Consider the following 24,806-nt stretch of genomic DNA (forward strand, 5'->3'; position numbering starts at 1 on the left):
CGCCTGCGATCGTTTGACTGGCGACATGCACATCACGAATGATCCGGAGGCCTCCGGCAGCGACCTGCTGACCTCGGTGGGGACGGTCTGCTCACGGCACGCTGAGCGGTCCGCCGTTGAGGCGTCCCGGTACCGGGCAGTCGAGGAGGCACGCCGCCTCGCGATGGCGGCACCGGCGGCGCTCGTCGGCGAGCACGTCCAGGTGCAGGTGGATCGGGCGGAGGCGGCGCACCGGGCGCTGATCGCGGAGCTCGCGACGGGACTCCGGGTCTCGGAGGCGCACGCCTCTGCACTGGTCGACGAGGCGCGCCTGCTGGTGAACGACCTCCCGGCGACGTTGCGCGCACTCGCGGACGGAGCGCTCTCCCCCGAGCACGCGCGACTCGTGGTGCGAGGAGCGCTCGACGTGCCCGCCGAGGTCCGTGGGCGCTTCGACGAGGAGGCCGCGACGATCGCGGTCGCCTGCACGCCGCCCCAGCTGCGACGCGCCCTCCGGTCGCTCCGGGAACGGCTGCACCCGCAGACGCTCAGCGAACGTCATCGGGACTGCGCCCGTCGACGCGCGCTCTGGGTGGAGGGCCTCGACGACGGGATGGCGATCCTGCACCTCTACACCGCAGCTCCCGATGTGCTCGGCGCGATGGACAGAATCGACCGGGCCGCCCGCTCCCTCGCGGATCTGCCGGACGAGGAGAGGACGCTGGGCCAGCTCCGCGCGGACATCGCCGCTGCGCTGCTGGTCGACGGGGAGACATCGGCCGAGGGAGACGGCACGTCGATGCCGGCGGGAGTGCGCGCCGAAGTCGCGGTGACCGTGCCTGCACTGACCCTCCTCGGGCGCTCCGACCAGCCCGCCGTCCTCGACGGATACGGACCCGTCGATCCGGAGACCGCGCGGCGTCTCGCAGCAGGTGCTCCCTCGTTCACGCGGCTGCTCACCCATCCGGAGAGCGGAGCGGTCCTCTCCGTCGGACGCGACTCCTACCGAGTGCCGGCGGACCTGCGTCGCCATCTCCAGCACCGCGACGCGACCTGCCGGTTCCCGGGATGCACACGCAGCACCCGCCACGCGGACGTCGACCACACGAACGACTGGCAGCACGGAGGCACCACGTCGGCCGACAACCTCGCGCACCTCTGCCGACACCACCACCGGCTCCGCCACACCACGGGGTGGACCCACCGGCAGGAGCCGGACGGCACGCTGCACTGGACGAGCCCGACGGGACGGCAGCATGTCACCCGGCCCGGGGAGCCAGGGAACGGGACGGAGGGCGGACACGATCCGACCGGGACCGGCGGGCCGTGACAAGGGGCAGGTCGGGTGGCGTGGACCGGCAGGTCGAGGGGCGGGCCCGCTTCGGCGCGCCCGCGTAGCGTGGACGCACGGGCCGATCGGCGTGGAAGCGACAAGAGGGGCAGCGACATGGCAGAAACGAAGGACAGGAAAGACGCGACGACGGGGACCTCGGCGGTGCTCTTCGATATCGACGGGACCCTCGCCGACACGAACTTCCTCCACGTCGAGGCGTGGTCGCGCGCCTTCTGGCAGGCCGACCTCGTCGTGCCCGCCTGGCGCATCCAACGAGCGATCGGCGCAGACTCGTCGGAGCTGCTCGACATGCTCCTCGAGGACGACGTGAAGGAGGAGCAGCGCGCACTGGTGAAGTCGCTGCACACCAAGAACTACTCCGAGACGACAGCACGCATCGTTCCACTCCCGGGAGCTCGCGAGCTCGTCGCGACGCTCGTCGGTCGAGGCGTCCACGTCGTCCTCGCCACCTCGGCACCGCAGAACGAGCTGGACGTGCTTCTCGACGTCCTCGACTTCGGCGGCTCCGTCCACGCTGTCACCAGCGGCGCAGACGTCTCGACCGCCAAGCCAGCACCCGACCTGATCTCGATCGCGCTCGACCGCGCGGGCGTCTCCGTCGACCGCGCCGTCATGGTCGGCGACGCGACCTGGGACGTCCTGGCCGCCGAGCGCGCGGGCCTGGCAACGGTCGGAGTCCTCTCCGGCGGTACCTCGGAGCACGAACTCCGCGAGGCCGGAGCCGTCGCCGTCTACGAGGACGCGGCGGCCGTCCTCACCGGTCTCGGTGAAGGGCCCCTCGCGAGCCTCCTGAACTGACCGACCGCCACCCCAGGAGGCTCACGAGCCTCAGTCGCGGGGTCGCCGTCGCAGCACGAGGAGCGTCACTCCGATGGCGGCGGCGACCGCGGCGAGAGCGCCGCCGATCCACAGGACGTCCCCGAGGAGTGCCGGGTCCGATCCGGACGTCGCCTGCGCTTCGTCGGCGGACTCGGCCTGCCCTCCTGAGACCGCGACGGTGCCGTTGCAGTCCGGGACCGAGCCCGACCCCTCGGCGAGCGCGGTCCCGTCGGCCGGCGCCCAGTCGAACGCGTACTGGCCCGACACGGGGTGCCCGTCGGTCGACACGACCTGCCAGGTCACCTCGTACTCCCCCGCCGCGCCGAGCTCGAGCGGCATCGACGCTTCCGGCCCGACGACGCTGACGCAGCCGTCGCCGTAGTAGAGCCCGTCCGGCCCGACGACGCGCAGAGCCGCCGCCGTTCCGTCCGTCCCGAGGACGAGCAGGTCGTCGTTCGTCGTCAGCACCAGCGTTCCCGGCTGCTCCGTCACGGTCGAGTCCGCAGCGGGAGTCGTCGAGACGAGGTAGTTGTGCGCGCTGGCGGGCGCCGCCACCGCGATCGAGCCGAGCAGCCCGATCGCGGTCGCGGCGACGAGGGCCTTCCGACGGGTCACGCCGACGCCCGGGGCCCGCGGCGGCGGGAGGCGAGCCCGACGGCCACGCCGACCGCGCCGACGACGAGCCCGCCGACTCCGAGGATGCGGGCGAGCACGTCGTCGCCGCTCGTGGCCGTCGTCGCCGAGGCGGTGGTCGCGACCGCGTCGTCACCGTCGCCGTCGTCGTCATGTCCGCCCCCGTGGCCGGACCCCGCTTCCGCCGCGGTCACCGCGACGGTGGGAGCGGGCAGCTCGGGCTCGTCCTGGCCGTCGACGGTCGGCTGGTCCCAGGCGGTGCTGCCGGTCTCGCACGTCTGCAGCACGGGGAACTCCAGTGTGGAGCCGGCTGCGTCCTCGGGGAGCTGAAGCTGGAGGGCGACGGTGTCGCGGTAGCCGTCGGCGAGGGGCGTCTTCGCCGTGTAGACCACGTCCGAGACCCGCTTGGTCGCGGTGTTCCCGTGGGAGTCGGTGACCGGGTCGGCGATCGCGGCCTCGTTCTTCACGACATCCCAGTTCGGGTTGATCGTCGGGCTGACCGAGTTGATGCCGTCGGGCATCGTGATCGTGAGTCCCGTCGTCGGCGAGCCTTCGCAGCCGTGGGCCAGCGAGAACGTCACCACCGTGTACGAGCCGGCGGCGGTGCTGCTCGCCGCCGCGGTCACGTGGGCGCTGGCCGCCGTGGGCGCGGCGACAGCGAGCGCGATCGATCCGGCGGCGACGAGTGCGCCGCTGCCGACGAGGCGGAGCCGCGAGAAGGAAGAAGAAGAAGAAGAAGAAGAACGGGTCATGACGGTCGTGTCCTCGGGGGAGATCCGGCGCGGGGCCGGGAGTCCTGAACGCAGCGCGGGTTCGCGGTGCGTGCGGAGGCGCCGACCGGAGCCGCTCCCGCACGGGAGGGGCGTCAGGCGGCGCGGAGGACCTGCAGCGGCGGCCCGCGGTGCCGGAGGATCGAGAGGACCGCGTCGAGGGATCGGGGTGCCCGCGGCTCGGGGGTGCCCGTCATCGAGACGCCGGGTGCCGACGGGAGCGCGACCGCGGACGCGCGGGCGACGATCCGTACGACGACGCGCTGGAGGCCTGCTCCCAGCGTCCAGAAGAGGCGCTCGCCGTACCGGAACGCCGCGATCGTCAAGGCAGCCGCAGCGAGGTGGGCGACGAGCATCACCGGAGCGTGAGTCGCGTGTCCGCCTCCGCCGGCGATCAGTTCGATGGTCGACCCGTCGTGGAAGTGCGCGCCGGTGCCCGTCGTCCCGACCACGCTCACCTCCCCACCGCTGCCCGTGATGAGGAAGAGGCCGTGGTACGCGATCTGGCTGAGGAGCACGGAGAGCGTCAGCCGAGGAAGGGACAGACGGCGCCCCGAGAAAAGGACGCAGACGACGACGGCGAACGCCGCGGCGAGGGCGAGCACGGCAGGAGTGGGGGTCTCGGCGCCCGCGACCGTGTGGGAGGCGGCGGCCGTGGCGGTCGCGGCGAGAGCGGCGGCGACGCCGCGAGCCACTCGTGCACCTCGGGTCTGCACTCGCCCGTCCTCTCGTCGTCGTGTCGACGCGTGCGCGCGACGTCTCCAGGGTAATCGACGCGGCGGAGCAGCCGCCCGCCGTCCCGGTTCCCTGCCGTTACGAAGCCGTTACCTAGATCACCGAAAGAAATCCAAACCCCCGCAGGGAGGGCTCCGAACACATGTCAACGGCCGCGAAACGGTCCACACAGAACAGGTCCTCCGCATCACGTGGGGGCCGTCTCACGAAGGAGTAATCCCATGCGATCCACCAAGCGTTCCGCCCTCGCCGCATTCGCCCTGCTGGGCACCGCCGCCCTCGGCCTCACCGCCTGCTCGAGCGGAAGCGGCTCGACCACCGCCGCCAGCGACGCGGCGACCGAGATGTCGACCCCGATGGCCACCTCGTCGGCTTCCGCCTCCTCGACCCCCATGGCGACCATGGACCCGGCCGCGAACCTCGTCGGTCCCGGCTGTGCCGCCTACGCCGAGCAGGTCCCGGACGGCGCCGGCTCGGTCGAGGGCATGTCGCTCGACCCCGTCGCGACCGCCGCGTCGAACAACCCGCTGCTCACCACCCTGACCGCTGCGGTCTCCGGTGGCCTCAACCCCGACGTCAACCTCGTCGACACGCTGAACAGCGGCGAGTTCACCGTCTTCGCCCCGGTCGACGACGCGTTCGCCAAGCTCGACGCCGCGACCGTCGACTCCCTCAAGACCCCCGAGGGCGCCGCCACGCTGTCCTCGATCCTGACCTACCACGTCGTCCCCGGCCAGATCGCCCCTGACGCGATCGCCGGCGACCACGCCACCGTCCAGGGTGGCAACCTCACCGTCACCGGTTCCGGCGACGACCTGAAGGTCAACGACGCGTCCGTCATCTGCGGTGGCGTCCAGACCGCCAACGCGACCGTCTACCTCATCGACACCGTGCTGACCCCCCCGGCCAGCTAATTCCCCTCATCGGCTCCGGCCGGTGAACACGCCGAAGGGCGGGCACCTCGCGGTGTCCGCCCTTCGGCGTTCGTGCGTGCAGAAGCCCTCCGCGAAGCCGGGCACTGCAGAGTCGTCCAGCACAGAGCCGCGCAACGCAGAGCCGCCCCACGGGGACCCGCACAGCGCGGAGTCCTGCGCAGCGCGGAGTCGGAGGGTCACCACGACTCGGCACTCGCCGTCATGACGCACCACAGCACCCACCACGAACGCCACGAGGCGCGGACCCCGATGCAGGGGGTCCGCGCCTCGTCGTCGTGCGGTCGGCGGCTACTCGGCCGGGGCGCTGATCTCGCGCAGGACGCGGTCGCCGGGGCGGGCCTCGATCATCTCGGCCTCGATCTCGGCACGGTCGAGCAGCTCCTCCATGCGGCGGCGGCGGTTGCGCGTGATGAGCGTCACGACCGTGCCCGTCTTGCCCGCGCGGCCGGTGCGGCCGGAGCGGTGGAGGTACGTCTTGTACTCGTCGGGAGCGTCGGCCTGGATCACCAGGTCGATGTCGTCGACGTGGATGCCGCGCGCGGCCACGTCGGTCGCGACCAGCACGTCGACGCGTCCGCTGGTGAGCAGTGCGAGGTTGCGGGTGCGGCGCGACTGGTTGAGGTCGCCGTGGAGGCTCGTTGCGGGGATGTCCGCGTGGTCGAGCTGCTCCGCGAGCTGCTCCGCGAACGCGCGGGTCCGGGCGAAGATCAGCGTCTTGCCCTGGCGGGCGGCGAGCTGCTCGATGATCTCGGCCTTGTCGCGGTGCTCGATCAGGAGCACGCGGTGGTCGATGGTCGAGGACGCCTGGTCCTCGCCGGCGACCTCGTGGACGCTCGGCTCGACCAGGAACTCGTCGACGAGCGTCGCGACGCCCTTGTCGAGCGTGGCCGAGAACAGCAGCCGCTGGCCGCCGTCGGCGGTCTGGCGGAGGATGCGCTGCACCGGCTCGAGGAAGCCGAGGTCGCACATGTGGTCGGCCTCGTCGAGCACCGTGATGGTGATGTTCGAGAGGTCGAGGCGCCCCTGCTCGACGAGGTCCTCGAGGCGGCCCGGCGTCGCGATGACGATGTCGACTCCGCGCTGGAGGGCTCCGACCTGCTTGTACTGGGGGACGCCGCCGTAGATGGTCGTCGTGAACAGGCCGACGGAGCGGGCGATCGGCTGGATCGTCCGGTCGATCTGCATGGCGAGCTCGCGGGTCGGCGCGAGGATGAGCGCGCGCGGAGCGCGGCCCGGCTTGCGGCCCTTCGCTCCGTTGTTCTCCATCAGGCGCTCGACGACGGGGGCGCCGAAGGCGATGGTCTTGCCGGAGCCGGTCTTGCCGCGTCCGAGGACGTCCTTGCCGGCGAGCACCTCGGGGATGGTCGCGGCCTGGATCGGGAACGGCGCGGCCGCTCCGAGCTCGGTCAGCATCCGGACGATGTTCCCGCCCAGGCCGAGGTCGCCGAAGGTGACGCCCTCGACGTCGACGGCGAGCGTGGCCGTCGCCTCGAGGCGCTCGAGCACGACGTCGTCGGCCTGGTGCGGCGCACGGGCGTCGCGGCTGGGGTAGAAGTCCGAGCCGGAGTCGCGGCGCGAGGGCCGGGAGTCGCGGTCGAACGAGCGTGTCGGGCGGTCGCCGCGGTCGTGGCCGCGCGAGGGACGCGCGTCCCGGTCGAAGGAGCGGGCCGGGCGGTCGCTGCGGTCGAACGAGCGGGCGGGACGCTCAGTGCGGTCGTAGCCGCGCGAGGGGCGCTCGTCGCGGTCGCCGGTGCGGGCGGGCCGGTCGTCGCGTCCGTAGGAGCGGGCCGGACGGTCATCGCGGTCGTTCGAGCGGGCCGGACGCGCATCGCGGTCGAAGGAACGGGCCGGACGGTCGCTCCGGTCGAAGGAACGCGCCGGACGCTCATCGCGCCCGTAGGAACGCGCCGGACGATCGTCGCGGTCGTTCGAGCGGGCCGGACGCGCATCGCGGTCGAAGGAACGAGCCGGACGGTCACTGCGGTCGAAGGATCGCGCCGGACGATCGTCGCGATCGTTCGAGCGCGCCGGGCGTGCGTCGCGGTCGTACCCGCGGGCCGGACGCTCGTCACGGTCGTTCGAGCGCGCCGGACGTGCGTCGCGGTCGTAGCCGCGCGAGGGCCGCTCGTCGCGGTCGTACCCGCGGGCGGGCCGATCGGCGCGCTCGGTGGCCCGCTCGGCGCGCTCGTCGGCGTTCCAGCGCGCCTTCTTGGGGGCGTTCTCGTCGACGGCGCGGAAGCCGCGGTGGCCCTCGCTGCGCGAGCCCGGCTTGGCGCCGGGGAAGCGCGAGCGGCCGCCGAGCTGGGACTTGCCGCTCGAGGCGCCGAAGCGGTTGGGCTCGAAGTTCTTGGCCGGACGTCCGCCGGCGGGCTTCTTGTTCTTGGGCATGGCAGTTCTTCCTGGGTTCAGGTCGTGCGCGAGGAGGCGACGCCGGAGGAGCCCCGTCGTGAGGGGCGTCCGTGCGCTGGACTGCTGCGGGGCAGCAGGGGGAGAACCCGGGCGAGTCATTGACCGGGGCCGATTCACACATGTGATTCGTCTCACGACGACTGTCGGAGACTCGGCCCACTTGACTAACAAACCCATCCGCACGAGAACGCACGGTGTCAAGAGCCGACCGAGTGAGTCTACACGCGGCCCCGGAGCCTGGCTAGGGCGGGGAGACGTGCGGCCAGGAGCCGCTCAGTTCGGTAGCCGCTCAGGCCAGGACCCGCTCAGGTCCGGAGCCGCGAAGCCCGGGAGCCGCGCATCTCCGCACCCGGTCCCCCGAGGAGTCGCCCCGCATACAGCCCCCCGGCCCCGAGCCGCAGCACGATCGACGCGCGAGCCCGTTTGCACCTACCGCCCGTCCGCTACTGCGACGCCCGCCGAGCCCGGTACGCGGCCACGTTCGCGCGATTGCCGCAGTTGCCCGTGTCGCAGTAGCGCTTCGAGCGGTTGCGGGAGAAGTCCACGAGCACCGCCTCGCAGTCCTCCGCCGCGCAGACGCGGATCCGCTCGCGCTCGTCGCCGCGGATCACGTCGACGAACGCCATGGCGGCCTCGACCAGGATGCGCGTGGCGAGCGGGCTCTCGTCGCGCGTCGCGTGGAGGTGCCAGCCGTAGGGTCCGTGCCGGACCAGCTGCGGGAGCGCGCGGCCGGAGTCGAGCATCCCGTTGACGACGGGGACGAGGTCCTCCTCGGCCCGCGTGAGCCAGAGGGTGCGGAGGGAGGAGCGGATCGCCCGCACGGCCTCCAGCTCCTCGGCCGATCCGTCGCGGCTGCCCGTGTACCGGTTCTCGAGGAGGAAGTCGTCCAGCTGCTCGATCGTCGCCATCTCGTCCTCGCCGGACGGCGACAGCTCGGGGAGCGTGTTGACGAGGGTGGCGGTGGAGGTCAATGACGCCTCGACGTCATAGGCGAACACCATGTTGACTCCTGACAGTGCGGCTCAGTAGTGTGCGATCAGCTCGCTGTCACGAGTGTAATCCTTTTGACTCCTGAAGGAGCCGGCCATGACCGCCGAGAGCACCGCCGCCGTCACCCTCCCCGCCGCGAGCGCGCCCGCGCCTGCACGGCGCCTCGGCTCCGGCCTCGTCGCGGCGCTGGCCGCGTCGGCGGCGTTCGGTCTGGGCGGGCCGTTCGTGAAGCCGCTCCTCGAGGCGGGCTGGACGCCGGCGTCCGCGGTCCTCTGGCGGGCGGGCGGCGCGGCCCTGATCCTCGCGATCCCGGCGATCCTGTCCCTCCGCGGCCGCTGGCCCGTGCTCCGCCGCAACCTCGGCACGATCGCCCTCTATGGAGTCTTCGCCGTGATCGCCGCGCAGCTCTGCTTCTACAGCGCGATCGAGCACATGTCGGTCGGCGTCGCCCTGCTGATCGAGTACCTCGCGCCGGTGTTCCTCGTCCTCTTCGCCTGGGCGCGCACGCGCCGGCACCCCGGCCGCTTCACCCTCGCCGGCTCCGCGCTCGCGCTCGGCGGCCTGGTGCTCGTGCTCGACCTGTCCGGCGAGTCGACCCCCGAGCTGGTCGGCATCGCCTGGGCGCTGACCGCCTCGCTCGGCCTGTGCGTCTACTACGTCATCGCCGGCCGGGTGGATCCGGAGCTGCCGCCGATCGCGCTCACGGCGGGGGCGATGACGGTCGGCGCCGCGATCCTGCTGGCACTCGGGGCGCTCGGCGTCACACCGCTGCGCGCGACGTTCGGAGAGGTGGTGTTCGTCGGAGCGGAGGTCAGCTGGCTCCTCCCCGCGGGCGTGATCCTCGGCATGTCGACGGTGCTGGCGTATCTGCTCGGGATCGAGGGCGGACGCCGTCTCGGCACGAGGATCGCCTCCTTCGTCGGGCTGACGGAGGTGCTGTTCTCGATCGCGGCCGCGTGGCTGATCCTCGGCGAGCTGCCCGCGCCGATCCAGTTCGGCGGCGGCGCGCTGATCCTCGCGGGGGTCGTCCTGGTCCGTCTGCAGCGCGAGCCCGGCACCCCCTGATCGCGGGGGTGCCGCATCCGGGGCGCCGGGCACCCCGTACGCTGATCGCACTCATGCGCGAGCCCACCCGATCCCCGCAACGCGTCGCCGCGGTCCTGGCCGCCCTCGCACTGCTCCTCTCGGGCTGCGCGAGCACCACTCCCGTCTCGGAGCCGGTGGCGCAGGCGCTCGGAGCGGCACCCGCACCCGACTGGTCCGGCGTGAGCGTGACGGCCGACGTCGTCTACGACGCGAGCACCGGGCAGAGCGTCGACGTCTGCTCCTCCCCTGCCCCGTCGGCGGAGCCGCGGCCCGCCGTCCTCGTCGTGCACGGCGGCAGCTGGGCCCGTGGAGGCAAGGCCGACGCGAACTGGCGTCCGATCTGCCAGTGGCTCGGATCGGAGGGGTTCGTCGCCGTCTCGATCGACTACCGCCTCGCGCCCGCCGCCGTGTTCCCCGCGCAGCTCGACGATGTGACGGCCGCCCTCGACTGGCTGCTCGAGCCGGAGCAGACCGCGCGCTTCGGCATCGATCCGGAGCGGGTGGCGGCCTTCGGCGGCTCGGCCGGCGGCAACCTCGCCTCTCTGCTCGGCACACTGCCGGCGACCTCGTCGCGCCTGGCCGCCGTGGTCGACCTGAGCGGCCCCTCCGATCTCAGCGCCGCCGGCCTCGCCGACGACGACCCGGTGGTCGGAGTCGCGGCCGCCGTGCGCAGCTACCTCGACTGCGCGGACCTCGCCTCCTGCCCCGCTGCGACCGCCGCCTCGCCCCTCGCGCAGGTGGACGGCTCCGAGCCGCCGTTCCTCATCGCGCACGCGGCGCACGAACGGGTCGCGCTCAGCCAGTCGACCCGCTTCGCCGAGGCGCTGCGCGGAGCGGGCTCGAGCGTCGACCTCCTCGTCCTCCCCGGCTCGCTGCACTCGATCGCGCTGCTCGACGACGCTCTGCGTGCTCGGGTCGTCGAGTTCCTCCGCGCTCACCTGGGCTCGTGAGCGGAGTCGTCGTCCGCCTCGAGGACGCAGTCGGAGCGGAGGGCCTCCTCGCCGCGGTCCCGCCCCCGCACGCCCGCGTCCTGATCGCCCGGATCGACGGGGCGGCGTCCGGCGTGCTGGTGCTCGCTCCCGGCCCGGACGACTTCGCCGAGGTTCTGGAGCTCGTGGTCGCCTCCGTCCACCGGCGCACGGGAGTCGCCCGACGGCTCGTCGCGGCGGCGGAGTCGTGGGCGCGGGTGCAGCGGATCCGCACGCTGCGCCTGGCCGCCGCGCCGGAGCTCGCCCCAGCGGCCAGGGCGCTCGGCTTCACGGCGATCGACGGCTTCGGAGCCCACGTCGGCGACGACGCGGTGCTCTGCTTCGCGCGTCCGGTCTGAGCAGCGCCCTCTCCGAGGCGAGCCGGGTCCGAGGCGAGCCGGGTCCGAGGAGCCCGGCCCGAGGGCCCGTCCGGTCGGAGGCCGACACGGCAGGACGCCCGCTCCGATCCGAGTGCCGCTCCCGGGAGGCGGCCCCGCCCTCGTCCGGCGCGCACCCCCGCCGTCAGTCGATCGAGCAGCCCGGCTCGTCCGACAGCGCCCGCTCGATCCGGGCGCGGTGCTCGTCCGACATCGGCGGCAGCGCGTCGGGCGCGAACCAGCCGACCTCGGTCGACTCGTCGTCCGCGACGTGGGCCTCCCCCGAGATCCAGCGGCAGCGCACCACGTGGTCGAGGTACTGCGAACGGTCCCCGTTGGGGTACTGCATCGGCGGGAGGGTGTGCACCTGCACGAGGCGCTCGACCTCGATCTCGACGCCCGCCTCCTCCTGCGCCTCGCGGCGGGCGGTGCCGGCGACGGTCTCGCCCGGGTCGATGATCCCGGTGACGGCCGTCCAGGCGCCGGTGTCGGCGCGCCGGACGAGCAGGACCTCGAGCGCCGGCTCCTCGCGGAGGATCACCGCGGTCACGCCGGTGAGCCAGAGCAGCTCGGTCCCGATCCGCTCGCGCAGCCGCAGCACGAACTCGGGAGTCGCCATCAGTGCGCTTCGGGTCGGAAGTCGAACGCGACGATGCCGGCCGTGTCGACGAACGGCCCGACGAACTCCTTGAACGCGTCGTGCGCGGGATCCCAGTGCGCGGGGTCCTCGACGGCCGGCCGGCCCAGGTAGTAGTGCAGGTCGCCCTCGGACGAGAAGGTCAGCAGGAACGCGCGGTCGAAGCCCTCGCCCGCGCCCTCGATGCTCAGCTGCGGCCCGGTCTCGATCGACTCGATGTAGGGCCGTCCGTCGCGGACGCACTCGTCGGCCAGGGCGAGGAAGCGGCGGGTGACCTCGTCCGCCTCGGCGACCAGCGCCGTCGGGCGGAAGCGGATCAGCACGAGGTGCCGGAGCGTGCCCGGGCGGAAGTCGCGGGCGACGAAGCGCTCCGGACCGATCTCGTCGAGGACCGCGGTGGCGCGCTCCGGGCCGCTGCGCCAGCGCGAGCCGACCGTCTCGGCCGCATCCCTGATGTCCGTCATGCCGACGCCTTCCCGGCGCGGGCGGCACGCCGCCGCTCACGATACCCCTCGACCAGGTTGTAGACGACGGGCAGGACCACGAGGGTCAGCACCGTCGAGGACACCAGGCCGCCGATCACGACGATCGCCAGCGGCTGCGAGATGAAGCCGCCGTGGCCCGTGATCCCCAGCGCCATCGGCAGCAGGGCGAAGATCGTCGCGAGGGCGGTCATCAGGATGGGCCGGAGCCGCCGCTCGGTGCCGTGCAGCAGCGCCTCCCGCACCGGCATCCCGCGGTCCCGGTACTGGTTCACCAGGTCCACGAGCACGATCGCGTTCGTGACGACGATGCCGATCAGCATCAGCACGCCGATCAGGGACGGCACGCCCAGCGGCACGCCGGTGATCACCTGCAGGAGGATCGCGCCGGTCGCCGCGAACGGCACGGACACGAGCAGGAGCAGCGGCTGCAGGAGCGAGCGGAACGTCGCCACCATCACGACGTAGACGATCAGGATCGCGACGAGCAGTGCGATGCCCAGCTGCGAGAACGCGTCGGCCTGGTCGGCGGTCACTCCGCCGAGGGAGGCGTCGACACCGGCCGGAAGCGCCGTCGCGTCGATCGCGTTCTGCACGGCGACGTTGGCCGAGGCGAGGTCGTCGCTCTCCGGGGTGACGGTGATGGTCGCGGTGCGCTGGCCACGCTCGGTGGTGATGCTCGCCGGACCGTCCGTCTGCTCGACCGCCGCGAGGGTGGAGAGCGCGACGGTGCCGGTGAGGGTCGGCACCTCGAGGTTCCGCAGCTCGTCCACGGTGGCCGGCGGCTGCCCGTCGGCCAGGTAGATCGAGAGGGTGCGGTCGTCGATCACGACGCTGCCGACCTGGCTGGGCTGGAGCGCCTGGCTGACGATCGTGCCCACGGCGACCTCGCTGAGACCCGCCCGGGCCGCGGCGTCGCGGTCGACCCGCACCGCGATGTAGGGCAGCGAGGAGGAGAGGTTGCTCTCGGCCTGGCTGATCCCGTCGGTCCCGCGCAGGGCCTCGAGGAGCTGGTCGCTCGCGCTCTGGAGGTCGCTCTGCGAGGCGGTCGAGAGGTCGACCTCGATGTCCGAGGAGGCGCCGAAGCCGGAGGAGGCGGCGACGCTGATGTCCTCGGCCGAGGCGACGCCCGACAGCGCGTCGCGGACGTCCGCCTGCACGGCCTCCTGGTCGGCCGACTCGTCGGTGGTGACGGAGTAGCGGATCGAGGTGCCGCCGCCGCCTCCCCCGCCGAACGCGCTCTGCAGGCCGCCGGAGGAGCCGACGGTGAGCTGGACGGTCTCGACGCCGTCGACGCCGAGGATCGCCGTGCTCGCCTGCTGCGCCGTCGCGTCCTGCGCATCGAGGCTCTGGCCGACGGGGACCGTCTGGGTGACGGTGAAGGTGTCCTGCCCGCTGGAGCCGAGGAAGTTCGTCTTCATCAGCGGGTACAGCGCACCGGTCCCGACGAGCACGAGCAGCGCGAGGAGGACGGTGACGACCGAGTGCTTCAGCGTCCAGTGGATGATCGGGCCGTACACCGACTGCAGCCCGCGCGCCCGCCGGGGAGCGGCGTGGGCGCCGTGGTGCGGGGCCTCCTCGACCGGCGCAGCGGTGTCGGCCGGGACGCCCGAGGCGGGTGCCCCTCCGGCCGCCGCGCGCTCCTCCGCGAGCGCCGCCTGCGCGGCCTGGCGCACCGCCGGCCGCTTCGAGGGGCGGAGGAACCAGTAGGCCAGCACCGGCACGATCGTCAGCGCCACCACGAGGGAGGCGAGCAGGGCGATCGACACGGTCAGCGCGAAGGGCCGGAACAGCTCGCCCGTGGTGCCGCCGACGAACGAGATCGGCAGGAACACCGCGACCGTGGTGATCGTGGAGGCGGTGATCGCGCCGGCGACCTCGCGGACGGCGACCGCGATGGTCCGGGCCCGGTCCTCACCCGCGTCGAGGTGCCGCTTGATGTTCTCGATCACGACGATGGAGTCGTCGACCACACGGCCGATCGCGATGGTGAGCGCGCCGAGGGTGAGGATGTTGAGGGTGTAGCCGGCCGTCTGCAGGCCGATGAAGGTGATCAGCACCGAGGTCGGGATCGAGATGGCCGTGACCAGGGTCGAGCGCACCGAGAGCAGGAACAGCAGGATCACCAGCACGGCGAAGACGAGGCCGAGCGCCCCCTCCTGCGCGAGCGACGCGATCGACTCCTGGATGTAGGGCGCCTGGTCGAAGACCGGGGTGAAGGCGGCGTTGTCGCCGATCGACTCCTCGAGGTCCGGGAGCAGCGCGGCCACGCCGGTCGACACGTCGACGGTGTTCGCTGCGGGGAGCTTGGTGATCGAGAGGGTCAGGGCGGGCTGGCCGTTGACGCGCGAGATCGAGGTGACGGGGGCGTCGGTGACGGCGACCGTCGCGACGGAGCCGAGGGTGGTGACCGTCGGCTCCGCGGTCACGGCCGCGCCTCCCGCCGCTGCTCCGGCGTCGGAGCCGCCGGCGGAAGCCCCGGCACCCGCGGAGGCACCCGCGCCCGCTGACGCACCGGCGCCGCCCGCACCCGCGGAGGCACCTGCGGACGGCAGCAGCGGCAGCGCCGCGATCGCGTCGGTCGAGTCGAGCTTGACGCCCGACTGCACCGAGAAGGTCGAGCCGTCCTGGGTGATCTGTCCGCCCGCGACGAGCACGCCGTTCTGCTGGAGGGCCGAGCGGATGTCGCCGGTCGAGAGGCCGGCCGCGGCGAGCGCCGCGTCGTCCGGGGTGATCGTGACGCGCTGGGCGGTCTCGCCGACGAGCGCCGCCTCGCGCACGCCCTCGACCTTCTCCAGGTCCGGGATGACCGTGGTGCGCAGGCGCTCGGCCAGCGCGTCCGCGTCGCCGTCGCTCGACACGGCGAGCTGCAGCACCGGCAGGTCGTCGAGGGAGCCGGTGACCACCTGCGGGTCGACGCCGTCCGGGAGCGTGCTCTTGATCCGGTTGATCGCCTGCAGGATCTTCTGCTCGGCGGTGGCGAGGTCGGTGCCGTAGGTGAAGGACGCCGAGATGAGGGAGGAGTCCGTGGAGGACGTCGCGCTGGTCGTCTCGAGCCCCGGCACCCCCTGGATGGCGGTCTCGATCGGCGTCGAGACGTCGTCGTTGACCACCTCCGGAGCGGCGCCCGGATAGGACGTGACGACGGCGAGCTGCGGGAAGGAGATCGACGGCGCGAGCTCCTGCTTGAGCCCGGTCAGGGCGACTCCGCCGAAGACGGCGATGACGACGGTGACGAGCGCGATGAGCGCCCGGTTCTTCATGCTGAGGACCGCGAGGAGATGCACCCTCCGAGTCTTCCATCAGCCGACTGAGTGTTGGGAGGGACGCGGCGTTCCGGGGCGCGCGACGGGGCGACCCGCGCCACCGGCCGGCCCCGGACGCCCTCAGCCCAGGCGGACCTCCGCCGTCGACGACCCGACAGGGAGGCCCACTGCAGCGCCCGCCCCCGCGCTCGAGAGCGCGAAGTCCCCGGCGAAGGCCCGGACTCCGACGCGCCCCTCGGCGTCCGTCCGGAGCACCGTCGGCTCGAGCCACCAGTCCCCGCGGATCCGCGAGCGCAGCGCCTCGTAGGCCGGCTTCGGGCTCCCGTCGCGGCGGAGGAACCCGCCCGGCGCTCCGAGCCAGGCTCCGGCGTCGTCGAAGCCCCAGTAGGTGATCGCCTCGACCGCCGGATGCGCGACCAGCGTCTCGTAGTGCCGCACCATCTCGTCCGCCTGCCGTGCCTCCCCCTCCGCAGTGGTCGGCCAGTCCTCGACCACGTGGTCGTTGAGGTCCTCGATCTCGGCGGGCATCAGCTCGCCCGAGACGAGGGTGGTCTCGGTCCAGTGCAGCGGCAGACCGAAGCGCGCGAACCTGTCGCAGATCGCCGTGATCTGCTCCTCCCCGCGGAACCCCTGGTGCATGTGCGACTGCAGGCCGATCGCATCGGGCCGGATCCCGGCCTCGAGCACGTCCTCGATCAGCCGCTCGTACTCGGGCCCGAGGTCGAAGTCGTTCAGCACGAGCACCGGTCCGGTGCCGAGGCTGCGCGCCTCCGAGAAGGCCAGCTCGACCATGCCGACGCGGCCCTTCTCGCGGGCGAGGCGGGTGACGGCGTTCGTCACGCCGTCCGGCTCGTTCGCGAAGCGCGGCATGATGACGACCTCGTTGATCGCGTCCCAGGTGTCGATCAGCTCGGCGAAGGCGCCCACCTCCCGGCGGATGCGCGCGCGGAGGAGCTGCTCGGCCTCGTCCAGCGGCAGCGCGTCGAGCCACTCCGGCTTCACGTAGTGCCAGACGAGCGGGTGCCCCTTCAGGCGGACGCCGTCCGCGGCGAGCGCGCGCGCCTCGGCGAGCACCTCCTCCGTCGCGGTGCGGCCGCGCTCCGGCTCGAAGCGGCCCCAGTAGACGGGGAGGGTCGCCGTGTCGAACAGGTCGAGCCAGAGCCGGCGCTCCTCGGCGCGGGCGGGGTCGGTGCTCGGAGGAGTGCAGCCGAAGGCGAAGGCGTGGCGGCGCTGCTGGACCGTCACGTCGGCGTGGGCGAGCGGAGCGCCGTCGGCACCGAGGACGGTGACGAGGGCGTCGGCGAGACGCGGGCTGAAGTCGGTCATGCGGGGCCTCTCAGGCGGGGTGGCGCTCGTCGAGCGCCGTGTACTCGGATCGGGTGAGCGGGAGGACCGCTCCGTGCTTGGTGTCCTCGGGTAGGTCGAACTCCTCCGCGAGCTCCCAGCGGCCCGAGGCCGGGTCGGTGCTCGTGTAGGCGCGGTAGCCGTAGGGGCGGAGGGCGTACTGGTCGACCCAGAGCGACCAGCGCTCCTCGCGGTGGTGCCGGAAGACCAGCGGCCCCTCGATGCTCGGGCCGAGCTCCTGCCCGATCCCCCGGGCGACGGTGGTGAAGTCGTCCGCGAGGAGGGAGGAGCCGACCTGCTGGAACACCTGCATCGTGTCGGGGGCGTCGTCGTGCTGCTTGGCGAAGCGGTGGACGGCCGTGCCCTCGATCAGCAGCGTCATGTCGATCACTCCGCCGGGCAGCCGGAGGTAGGTCTCGGGCTCGGCGAACGTGCGGAAGTCGCGCGTGCGGGAGATCAGGATGCGGCTGTCGCCCGTCTCGCCGGTGGCGGGGTCGCCGTCCTCGGCCAGGCCTGAGGACCAGTGCACGAGGAAGTCGCCCGAGACCGGGTCGTAGACCGACTCCGGCGCCCAGGCCATGCCCGCGCCCTCGGGAGCGACGGCGACCGCGCGCGGCTCGGACCACTCGAGGAGGTCCGGGGAGTCCCAGACCACGAGGTCGCGGCTCCCCCGGTGCCGGTAGAGGTCCCAGTCCGGGCCCTCGGGCCGCCAGACGCAGAGGTCGGTGGCGACGAGGTGGAAGCCCCGCGGCCCGCGGACGATGTGGGGGTCGCGGACGCCGCCCGTGCCGCCGGTCCACTCCAGCACCGGCCCGAGCGCGCGCCAGCTCAGCGGATCGTCGCCCCGGCTGAGCGAGAGGAAGATCTTCTCGCTGTGGCCGGTCCGGTCCTCCACGAAGTGGACCAGCAGGTAGCCGTACCCGTCGCTCATGAGAGAACGATCTCACACGCCCGGCGGGCACTCCACCTCAGACCACGTCGGCGAGGTACCCCGGGTCGGCCGCCGGGTGCCGGGCGACCTGCGCCCACGCCGTCGCGAGCGCCTCCACGGCCCGGTCGGTCGCCTCGGGCGAGTAGCCGATCGGGATGCGGAGGAAGCGCTCGAAGGCGCCGTCGATCCCGAAGCGCGGGCCCGCGGTGATCAGCAGGCCCGCCGTCCGGGCGGCGAGCGCCAGCTGCGAGCTCGCCGGCCGGCCCAGGCCCACCCAGGTGGAGAGGCCGCCCGAGACCCGCGGCACGCTCCACTCCGGGATCGCGCGCGCCAGGGCCGCCTCGAGGTGGTCGCGGCCGGCGCGCAGCTGCGAGCGCCGCAGCTCCAGCACGCCGTCCATCCGGCCGAGCATGTCCGCGACCAGGAGCTGCTCCAGGATCGGCGTGCCGAGGTCGCTCGCCGAGCGCGCCAGCGCCAGCTTGCGGATCACCGCCCGCTCGGCGCGGATCCAGCCGATCCGGATGCCGCCCCACAGCGTCTTGCCGACGGAGCCGATCGAGAGCACCGTCCCCTCGGGCCCGTAGGCGGCGAACGGCAGCGGCGACATCCGCCGGTCGATGTCGAGCTCGGCCGTCGTCTCGTCGGCGATGATCAGGGTCCCCTGCCGGGCCGCGGCGGCGATCGCCCGCTCCCGCAGCTCGGGGGCCATGGAGCGGCCGGTCGGGTTGTGGAAGTCGGGCATCAGGTAGGCCAGGCTCGGGCTCGTGCCGCGCAGCGCGGCGATCAGGCCCTCTCCGTCCCAGCCGTCCGCCCCGTCGACGTTCACCGGCACGAGCCGCGCGCCGGCCAGCCGGAGGGCCTCGTAGGCGTGCGGGTAGGTCGGGGCCTCGATCAGCGCCCGGTCGCCCCGCGCGAGCAGGGTGCGGGCGACGAGCGCGATCGCGTGCTGCGCGCCGATGGTCACCATGATCTGGCCGGGCTCGGTGCGCAGACCCCGCGCGGTGTAGCGCTCGGCGATCGCGCGGCGCAGCACCGGCAGGCCGACGGTGTCGTAGGAGCCGGAGTCGAAGTGCTCGGGGGCCGCCTGCGCCGCGCGGGTGTAAGCCTCGGCCAGCTCCGGGACGGCGGGCAGGGCCGCCTTGGTGAAGTCGAGGAAGTCCGGCGCGAGCGAGGGCACCGCGTGCACGGCCGCTCCCGGCAGGCGGGTGACGCTGCCGGAGCCGCGCACGCTGACGAGGTAGCCGCTGTCGCGCAGCTCGCGGTACGCGGCGGCCACGGTCGTGCGGCTGACGCCGAGGCGGGCCGAGAGCTCGCGCTCGGCGGGCAGGCGGCTGCCCGCGGGGATGCGGCCGTCGATCCCGAGGAGGCGGATCCGGTCGGCCAGAGCGAGGTAGGCGGGCCGGGTGCCGCGCTGCTCGCGCCAGTCGCCGAGGAGGGTCTGCAGGGCGCGCGCGCCGAAGTGGACATCAGCCATGCGTCCAAGGTAGCCGGATTGGACCGCGCGAAGAAGGCCAATGTCGCGCTGTGATGAGTCCATGACCCTCACCGCTCCCGTCGCCGCCGCCGCTCCCCCGGCTGGCCAGTGGCGCCTCCGACCCGTGCCGCGCCTGCTGGTGGGCCTGATCCTCTACGGATTCGCCGACGCGATGATGATCCGCGCGGCGATCGGCGTGGACCCGTGGACCGTCTTCGCCCAGGGGGTCGCGCACCAGACCGGGCTCGGGATCGGACTGCTCACGAACGTGATCGGCCTGCTCGTCCTGCTGCTGTGGATCCCCCTCCGACAGCGGCCCGGTCTCGGCACCGTGCTGAACGTGCTCGTGGTCGGCACGATGATCGATGTCGGGCTGCGCGTGCTGGCGACGCCGGAGGAGTGGTGGGCCCGCGGCCTGCTCTTCGCCGGAGGCCTCGTGCTTCTGGCGGTCGCGAGCGGGATCTACATCGGCGCCCACCTCGGTCCGGGGCCCCGCGACGGACTGATGCTGGGCCTGCACACCCGCACGGGCCTGCCGATCTGGGTGGCGCGCTCGGGCGTCGAGCTCACGGTGCTGCTCATCGGCTGGGCCCTCGGCGGCGACGCCGGCCTCGGCACCCTCCTCTTCGCGGTGCTGATCGGGCCGCTCTGCTCGGTGACCCTGCCTCTGCTCGGGGTGCGGAGGCACTGACCCGCGTACGACGGAGGCCCCGCCTCCCGGACCGGTTCCGGGAGGCGGGGCCGTCGCGATCGGATCGGCTAGCGCTTGGCCGCGATCTCCGCACGCATCCGCGACGCCTCATCGGAGTCCTGGATCGAGGCGATCCCCTCGGTGATCGAGGTGCCCGACGCGGGGGCCTCGTGCTCGTCCGCTCCGAGCGTGGTCTCGTCGAAGGGCGAGCGCCCGCCGAGGACCTCGCGGACCTGCACCATGTCGATCTGCTTGGTCCAGGTGCCCACGAGAAGGGTGGCGACCGCGTTGCCGGTGAAGTTGGTGACCGCGCGGGCCTCGGACATGAAGCGGTCGATGCCGACGATCACGCCGACGCCGTTGACCAGGTCGGGGCGGAAGGACTGGAGGCCGCCGGCCAGCGTGGCCAGGCCCGCTCCGGTGACGCCCGCGGCGCCCTTCGAGGCGATCATCATGAAGAGGAGGAGGCCGATCTGCTCCGGGATCGACATCGGCGCTCCGGTGGCCGAGGCGATGAACAGCGACGCCATCGTGAGGTAGATCGCCGTGCCGTCGAGGTTGAAGGAGTAGCCGGTGGGCACGGTGATGCCGACGACGGGCTTGGAGACGCCGAGGTGCTCCATCTTCGCGATCAGGCGGGGCAGCGCCGCCTCCGAGGAGGAGGTGCCGACGATCAGCAGGTACTCGCGGGCCAGGTACTTCATCAGCGAGAAGATGCTGACGCCGGTCACCAGGCGCAGCAGCAGGCCGAGGACGACGACCACGAAGATCGCGCAGGTGATGTAGAAGCCGATCATCAGGGTGGCGAGAGCGACGACCGCTCCCCAGCCGGTCTTGCCGACGACCGCGGCGATGGCGCCGAACGCGCCGATCGGGGCGACCCAGAGCACCATCGAGAGGATGCGGAAGACCAGGACCTGGAGCTGCTTGATCGCTCCGAGGATCGGCTGGCCCTTGGCGCCCATCTTCTGCAGCGCGAAGCCGACGAGCAGCGCGACGAAGAGGGTCTGCAGGATGCTGCCGTCCACGAGCGAGGAGAACAGCGAGACGGGGATGATCCCGAGGACGAAGTCGCTGGTGCTCTCGGCCTTGAGGTCGCTGGTGTCGTAGGTGGCGCTCGAGATGTCGAGGCCCTCGCCCGGGTGCAGGATGTTGCCGACGACGAGGCCGATCGCCAGGGCGAAGGTCGACATCACGATGAAGTAGCCCAGCGCGAGTCCGCCGACCTTGCCGACCGTGGCGGCCTTCGCGATGGAGCCGATGCCGATGACGATGGTGCAGAAGATGATCGGCGCGATCATCATCTTGATCAGTCCGACGAAGGCCTTGCCGACCGGCTCGAGCGTCGCCGCGAAGGCGGGAGCGACGAGTCCGACCACGACGCCGGCGACCACGGCGATGATGACGGCGATGTAGAGCCAGTGGTTCCGGTCGATGCGCCGCCGGGTCTTCGGAGGGGTGACCGCGGGGATCAACCGGTCGGACGGCGTCTGAGGCGTCTTCGCCATGGGGGTGTCCTTCTCTTCGTCGAGGTGAGGGGGTAGGACGATGGTGGCCCCGCCTCCGGAGCCCGGCACGGTTGCGTTCATACTGTTCACGGCGGGGCGCCCCGAGCGCTCGCTCACGAGGGAGTGGCATGGTCAGGACGCCGAGCGCACGCGGACCGCGCGGCAGCATCGCCGCGCGCCTGTTCGCCGTGCAGCTGCTGAGCATCCTGCTGATCGCCGCGGCGGCCGTCGCGGTGCTGGCCCTCGACGCGCGGAGCCGAGCGGGCGACGAGGCCGCCCAGCGGAGCCTCGTCGTGGCGCGGACGGTGGCCGACAATCCGTTCGTCCTCGAGTCGACGGCCGGCGCGGATCCCTCCGCGAGCCTGCAGCCGTACGCCGAGGAGGTCATGCGGGACACCGGCGTCGACTTCCTCACGATCATGGCCCCCGACCGCACCCGGGACACCCACCGCGACCGCGACCGGATCGGCCTGCCGTTCCAGGGCACGATCGAGCCCGCGCTGGAGGGACGGACCTTCACCGAGACCTACGCCGGCACGCTCGGGCCCTCCGTCCGCGCCGTCGCGCCGATCGAGGACGCCGACGGCGCGGTCGTCGCGCTCGTGTCGGCGGGCGTCACGCTCTCGGCCGTGGACGCCTCCTTCGCCGCCCGCGTGCAGGTCGTCGCGTGGGGCGCGCTCGGGGCGGTCGCGCTCGGCGCGCTCGGCTCGTGGCTCCTCGCCCGCTACCTGCGCCGCGTCACGGGCGGGCGGGGCCCGGAGCAGATGAGCCAGGTCTTCGCCTACTACGAGTCCGTCCTGCACTCGGTGCGGGAGGGGCTGCTGCTGGTCGACGACCGCGGCCGACTGGTGCTCGCGAACGACCACGCGCTGGAGCTGCTCGGGCTCGAGGGCGTGCGGACGCCGGTGCCGGTCGCCGAGCTCGACCTCCCCGTCGCCCTGCGCGAGCTGCTGCAGGACGACGAGCCCGTCTCGGACCGCCTGGTCGTGGCCCGGGAGCGGATCCTCGTGGTGAACGAGCGGCCCGCCGCCTCCCCCGGCGCCCGCCCCCTGGGCACGGTCGTCACGCTCCGCGACCGCACCGAGCTGCAGCGGGTGAGCGGCGAGCTGGAGTCACTGCGCACCCTCTCGGACGCGCTGCGCTCGCAGACCCACGAGTTCTCGAACCGCCTGCACACCATCGCGTCGCTGATCGAGCTCGGCCGGCCCGACGAGGCGCTCGCGTTCGCCGCCGGCGAGCTGAACCTCAGCCAGCGCCTGGCCGACCGGGTCCTCGGCTCCGTGCAGGAGCCGGTGATCGCCGCACTGCTGCTGGGCAAGGCCGCACAGGCCCGCGAGCGCGGCGTCGAGCTGCACTTCGAGACGCACCTCGAGCCCGGCACGCAGGGGCTGGAGCCCGGGGACCTCGTGACGGTGCTGGGCAATCTGATCGACAACGCCCTCGACGCGGCCGCCTCCTCCGCTCCGGACCGCGAGCCGTGGGTGGAGGTCTACCTCGGCCTCGCGGAGGGCGAGCTGGTGGTGCAGGTGTCGGACAGCGGCCCCGGAGTCGCCGGCACCGCCGACGTCTTCGCGCGCGGCTACTCGACGAAGGAGTCGGACGGCTTCGGCCGCGGCATCGGCCTGGCGCTGGTGCAGCAGGTGGTGGAGCGGCTCGGCGGCTCGGTCGAGGTCTCGCGCCACGTCGGCGCGGTGTTCACGGTGCAGCTGCCGCTGCCCGCGCGGGTGGCGTCGTGATCCGGGTGCTCGTCGTCGAGGACGAGCCGCTGACCGCGAGCGCCCACGCCGACTACGTCCGACGGGTCGACGGCTTCGAGGTGGCCGCGGTCGCCGGCAGCGGGGCGGAGGCGATCCGGGCCCTGCGCGCGGACCCGGGCATCGGGCTGATCCTGCTCGACATGAACCTGCCGGACATGGGCGGCCTCGACCTCTGTCGGGCCGTCCGGGCGGCGGGCCTGGACGTCGACGTCATCGCGATCACCGCCGTCCGCGACGCCGCGAACGTGCGCGCCTCCGTCGCCGCCGGCATCGTGCAGTACCTGATCAAGCCGTTCGTCTTCAGCGCGTTCGCCGCCAAGCTCGCCAGCTACCGGTCGTACCGGGAGCGGATGCACGGCGCCGACGTCGCCAGCCAGCACGAGGTGGACGGGGCCTTCGCGGCGCTCCGCACCTCCAACGCCCCGGGTCTGGCCAAGGGGCTCTCGGCCCAGACCCTCGAGGCCGTCACCGCACTGCTGGGCCCCGTCGGCCTCTCGGCGGCCGAGCTCGCCACCCGCCTCGACATCTCGCGGGTGACGGCCCGCCGCTACCTCGAGCACCTCGCCGACTCCGGAGTGGCGGACCGCGCGCCCCGCTACGGCTCCCCCGGCCGCCCGGAGCTGGAGTACCGCCGCCGCTGAGCGCGCGTCAGGCGGCCCGCAGTGCAGCGGCGATCTCCTCCTCGATCAGGTCGTGGTTGATCGCCGCGCCCACGCGCAGCCCGTCGGCGGACGAGGCGACGACCTGCGCCATCGGCTCGACCAGCGAGCCCGCGGCGAAGACCCCGGCGACGCCGGTCCGGCCCATCGGATCGACGGCGAGGTGCCGCGCGACTCCCGACGGGTGGTCGGCGAGCTCGAGGCCGAGCCCCTCGGGGAGCCGCCCCTCGACCCGCGGGCCGATGACGAGCGCGTCGAGCTCGTGCCGCCGACCGTCGATCACCGCGCCGACCAGGCGGTCGTCCTCGACGAGGACCTTCTCGACGCGGCCCGGCACGAGAGCGATCCCGCGGGCGGCCAGCGCCGCCGCCTCGTCGCCGGCGGGCGTGGGTGCGCCGTGGAGCAGGATCGACGACCGGTCGCTGAGCTGACGGAACATCTGCGCCTGGTGCCCGGCGAACGAGCTGCCGAGCACGCCGATCCGCCGGCCGCGCACCTCGAAGCCGTGACAGTAGGGGCAGTGCAGGACGTCCCGTCCCCAGCGGGCGCCGAGCCCGGGGATCTCCGGCAGCAGGTCGCGGACGCCGGTCGCGAGCAGGAGGCGGCGCGCGCGGAGGACCGTGCCGTCGGCGAGGGTCGCGGTCACGCCCTCGGGTCCCGCGGACGCGCGGACCGCCTCGCCCTCGACCACCCGGGCCCCGTAGCCCTCGGCCTCGGCGCGCGCCAGGCGCACCAGCTCCGTGGGCGGGACGCCGTCGCGGGTCAGCACGTTGTGGGCACCGGGCGAGGGTGCGTTGCGCGGGGGTCCGCCGTCGACGACGAGGACGTCGCGGAGACTGCGGCCGAGGGCGGTGGCGGCGGCGAGGCCGGCGAAGGAGGCGCCGAGGATCAGGACGTCGGCGGGGGCGGGGACGGACGGGCCGGTGGGGGCGTCGGTGGAGGTCATGGGTCGATGCTCCGCCGCCCCGGGGCGGCGGAGCATCGACCCATGACCTCCACCGA

22 protein-coding genes are annotated in these 24,806 nt (G+C 73.2%); 9 read left to right on the plus strand and 13 right to left on the minus strand.

Annotation, left to right across the window (positions count from 1 at the left end):
* Positions 1 to 25 precede the first annotated feature (25 nt).
* Both C5C59_RS12170 and C5C59_RS12175 read left to right on the plus strand, forming a co-directional pair.
* The gene (locus C5C59_RS12170) at positions 26 to 1,309 is read left to right on the plus strand and encodes an HNH endonuclease signature motif containing protein (protein ID WP_104237662.1); all 1,284 of its coding nucleotides are present in this window, start codon (positions 26 to 28) and stop codon (positions 1,307 to 1,309) included.
* Positions 1,310 to 1,426: 117 nt separating this feature from the next.
* A complete protein-coding gene (locus tag C5C59_RS12175) occupies positions 1,427 to 2,131 on the plus strand; it encodes an HAD family hydrolase (protein WP_104237661.1) in 705 nt (234 codons plus the stop codon).
* Positions 2,132 to 2,161: 30 nt separating this feature from the next.
* Here the strand turns inward: C5C59_RS12175 and C5C59_RS12180 are convergent, their stop codons facing one another.
* The 3 genes from C5C59_RS12180 to C5C59_RS12190 form a co-directional block, all read right to left on the minus strand.
* Entirely contained in the window at positions 2,162 to 2,767 is a 606-nt protein-coding gene (locus C5C59_RS12180) for a copper resistance CopC family protein (RefSeq protein ID WP_104237660.1), read from the minus strand.
* The gene (locus tag C5C59_RS12185; protein ID WP_104237659.1) at positions 2,764 to 3,537 is read right to left on the minus strand and encodes a YcnI family protein; all 774 of its coding nucleotides are present in this window, start codon (positions 3,535 to 3,537) and stop codon (positions 2,764 to 2,766) included. The genes C5C59_RS12180 and C5C59_RS12185 overlap by 4 nt, the downstream gene beginning before the upstream one ends.
* A gap of 113 nt (positions 3,538 to 3,650) precedes the next feature.
* On the minus strand, positions 3,651 to 4,250 hold the full coding sequence (locus tag C5C59_RS12190; protein ID WP_104237658.1) for a hypothetical protein: 600 nt from the start codon (positions 4,248 to 4,250) through the stop codon (positions 3,651 to 3,653).
* Positions 4,251 to 4,511: 261 nt separating this feature from the next.
* On the opposite strand from C5C59_RS12190, the gene C5C59_RS12195 reads away from it, so the two are divergent.
* On the plus strand, positions 4,512 to 5,204 hold the full coding sequence (locus C5C59_RS12195; RefSeq protein ID WP_104223824.1) for a fasciclin domain-containing protein: 693 nt from the start codon (positions 4,512 to 4,514) through the stop codon (positions 5,202 to 5,204).
* Positions 5,205 to 5,513: 309 nt separating this feature from the next.
* Here C5C59_RS12195 and C5C59_RS12205 read toward each other — a convergent pair whose 3' ends face one another.
* Complete coding sequence (locus tag C5C59_RS12205) at positions 5,514 to 7,613, minus strand: DEAD/DEAH box helicase (protein WP_104251282.1); 2,100 nt, start codon at positions 7,611 to 7,613, stop codon at positions 5,514 to 5,516.
* Between the two features lie 464 nt (positions 7,614 to 8,077).
* On the minus strand, positions 8,078 to 8,635 hold the full coding sequence (locus tag C5C59_RS12210; protein WP_104226176.1) for a CGNR zinc finger domain-containing protein: 558 nt from the start codon (positions 8,633 to 8,635) through the stop codon (positions 8,078 to 8,080).
* Positions 8,636 to 8,720: 85 nt separating this feature from the next.
* Between C5C59_RS12210 and C5C59_RS12215 the strand changes: the two genes are divergently transcribed.
* From C5C59_RS12215 to C5C59_RS12225, 3 genes are read left to right on the plus strand one after another with little or no spacing between them, the layout of a single operon-like run.
* Positions 8,721 to 9,689: a DMT family transporter gene (locus C5C59_RS12215; protein WP_104237656.1), complete on the plus strand. Its 969-nt coding sequence runs from the start codon at positions 8,721 to 8,723 to the stop codon at positions 9,687 to 9,689.
* A 53-nt stretch (positions 9,690 to 9,742) separates the two neighbouring features.
* Positions 9,743 to 10,660 (plus strand): alpha/beta hydrolase, encoded by a 918-nt coding sequence (locus C5C59_RS12220; protein WP_104237655.1) that lies wholly within the window; start codon positions 9,743 to 9,745, stop codon positions 10,658 to 10,660.
* Entirely contained in the window at positions 10,657 to 11,037 is a 381-nt protein-coding gene (locus C5C59_RS12225) for a GNAT family N-acetyltransferase (protein ID WP_104237654.1), read from the plus strand. The genes C5C59_RS12220 and C5C59_RS12225 overlap by 4 nt, the downstream gene beginning before the upstream one ends.
* 163 nt (positions 11,038 to 11,200) lie before the next feature.
* On the opposite strand, the gene C5C59_RS12230 is transcribed toward C5C59_RS12225, so the two are convergent.
* The 6 genes from C5C59_RS12230 to C5C59_RS12255 form a co-directional block, all read right to left on the minus strand.
* Positions 11,201 to 11,674 carry an NUDIX domain-containing protein gene (locus C5C59_RS12230; protein WP_104237653.1) on the minus strand — a complete coding sequence of 158 codons (474 nt, stop codon included), beginning with the start codon at positions 11,672 to 11,674 and terminating at the stop codon, positions 11,201 to 11,203.
* Positions 11,674 to 12,156, minus strand: a complete 483-nt coding sequence (locus C5C59_RS12235) for a Dabb family protein (RefSeq protein WP_104223816.1) — start codon at positions 12,154 to 12,156, stop codon at positions 11,674 to 11,676. Before C5C59_RS12235 ends, C5C59_RS12230 begins: the two co-directional genes overlap by 1 nt.
* Complete coding sequence (locus tag C5C59_RS12240; protein WP_104237652.1) at positions 12,153 to 15,461, minus strand: efflux RND transporter permease subunit; 3,309 nt, start codon at positions 15,459 to 15,461, stop codon at positions 12,153 to 12,155. The genes C5C59_RS12235 and C5C59_RS12240 overlap by 4 nt, the downstream gene beginning before the upstream one ends.
* Before the next feature lie 99 nt (positions 15,462 to 15,560).
* A complete protein-coding gene (locus C5C59_RS12245; protein WP_104237651.1) occupies positions 15,561 to 16,766 on the minus strand; it encodes an endo-1,4-beta-xylanase in 1,206 nt (401 codons plus the stop codon).
* Positions 16,767 to 16,776: 10 nt separating this feature from the next.
* On the minus strand, positions 16,777 to 17,715 hold the full coding sequence (locus C5C59_RS12250) for a glycoside hydrolase family 43 protein (RefSeq protein WP_104237650.1): 939 nt from the start codon (positions 17,713 to 17,715) through the stop codon (positions 16,777 to 16,779).
* Between the two features lie 37 nt (positions 17,716 to 17,752).
* Positions 17,753 to 19,189, minus strand: a complete 1,437-nt coding sequence (locus C5C59_RS12255) for a PLP-dependent aminotransferase family protein (protein ID WP_104237649.1) — start codon at positions 19,187 to 19,189, stop codon at positions 17,753 to 17,755.
* 61 nt (positions 19,190 to 19,250) lie between these two features.
* Between C5C59_RS12255 and C5C59_RS12260 the strand changes: the two genes are divergently transcribed.
* The gene (locus C5C59_RS12260; protein ID WP_374953113.1) at positions 19,251 to 19,880 is read left to right on the plus strand and encodes a YitT family protein; all 630 of its coding nucleotides are present in this window, start codon (positions 19,251 to 19,253) and stop codon (positions 19,878 to 19,880) included.
* A 68-nt stretch (positions 19,881 to 19,948) separates the two neighbouring features.
* Here C5C59_RS12260 and C5C59_RS12265 read toward each other — a convergent pair whose 3' ends face one another.
* Positions 19,949 to 21,388: a cation:dicarboxylate symporter family transporter gene (locus C5C59_RS12265; RefSeq protein WP_104223811.1), complete on the minus strand. Its 1,440-nt coding sequence runs from the start codon at positions 21,386 to 21,388 to the stop codon at positions 19,949 to 19,951.
* A 128-nt stretch (positions 21,389 to 21,516) separates the two neighbouring features.
* On the opposite strand from C5C59_RS12265, the gene C5C59_RS12270 reads away from it, so the two are divergent.
* Together C5C59_RS12270 and C5C59_RS12275 are read left to right on the plus strand one after the other, a co-directional pair.
* Positions 21,517 to 23,124 (plus strand): sensor histidine kinase, encoded by a 1,608-nt coding sequence (locus tag C5C59_RS12270; protein WP_104237648.1) that lies wholly within the window; start codon positions 21,517 to 21,519, stop codon positions 23,122 to 23,124.
* The gene (locus tag C5C59_RS12275; protein ID WP_104237647.1) at positions 23,121 to 23,786 is read left to right on the plus strand and encodes a response regulator; all 666 of its coding nucleotides are present in this window, start codon (positions 23,121 to 23,123) and stop codon (positions 23,784 to 23,786) included. Before C5C59_RS12270 ends, C5C59_RS12275 begins: the two co-directional genes overlap by 4 nt.
* A gap of 7 nt (positions 23,787 to 23,793) precedes the next feature.
* Here C5C59_RS12275 and C5C59_RS12280 read toward each other — a convergent pair whose 3' ends face one another.
* Positions 23,794 to 24,750, minus strand: coding sequence for an NAD(P)/FAD-dependent oxidoreductase (locus C5C59_RS12280; protein ID WP_104237646.1), 957 nt, complete (start codon positions 24,748 to 24,750; stop codon positions 23,794 to 23,796).
* Between the last annotated feature and the right edge of the window lie 56 nt (positions 24,751 to 24,806).

The sequence above is a fragment of the Rathayibacter sp. AY1F4 genome, from assembly GCF_002931775.1.
GTDB lineage: Bacteria > Actinomycetota > Actinomycetes > Actinomycetales > Microbacteriaceae > Rathayibacter.